This is a genomic window from Streptomyces sp. DH12 (genome assembly GCF_020873895.1).
Taxonomy (GTDB): Bacteria; Actinomycetota; Actinomycetes; order Streptomycetales; family Streptomycetaceae; genus Streptomyces.
This window is the reverse complement of the sequence record NZ_JAHWGT010001474.1, coordinates 1-407: the sequence shown is the minus strand read 5'-3', so window position 1 is coordinate 407 and position 407 is coordinate 1. Positions and strand designations below refer to the sequence as shown.

Annotated in this window: 2 protein-coding genes; both read right to left on the bottom strand. The window is 76.4% G+C overall.

Annotation, left to right across the window (positions count from 1 at the left end; translation table 11 throughout):
• Window positions 1-262, bottom strand: a 262-nt coding sequence (locus LPA54_RS40635; RefSeq protein WP_228985450.1) for a TSUP family transporter, incomplete at its 3' end; no start/stop codon positions are given.
• Window positions 259-407 (bottom strand): rhodanese-like domain-containing protein (locus LPA54_RS40630; protein WP_228985451.1); only part of this gene is annotated, 149 nt, incomplete at its 5' end. The genes LPA54_RS40635 and LPA54_RS40630, both read right to left, overlap by 4 nt.

Sequence of the window (407 nt, the reverse complement as noted above, 5' to 3'; positions counted from 1 at the left end):
CCAGCGCGGCCGGCAGCAGGCCCGCGGCGGCGAACGCCGCGCCGGGACTCCACCGTACGTTTCCCGCGCGGGCGTGGGCGTACAGCGCGGTCAGCGAGGTCACAGTGACGATGACGAGGCTGCCGGTGGTGGCCGCGGCGGGGGAGAAGCCGAGCAGGTAGATCAGAGCGGGAACGGCCAGGACGCTGCCGCCGCCGCCGAGCGCGCCGAGTGCCAGGCCGACCACGGCCCCCGCGATCAGGGCCAGGACCAGTGCGCTCACGCGATCCGGCCGCCCTGTCCGCGCTCGTCGACGACCGGCAGGCCGGCCTTCGCCCAGGCGTTCATGCCGCCGGCGACGTCGACGGCGTCGACGCCGCGGGAGGCCAGGAGTTTCGCTGCCTGCTGCGAGCGGTGCCCGGAGCGGC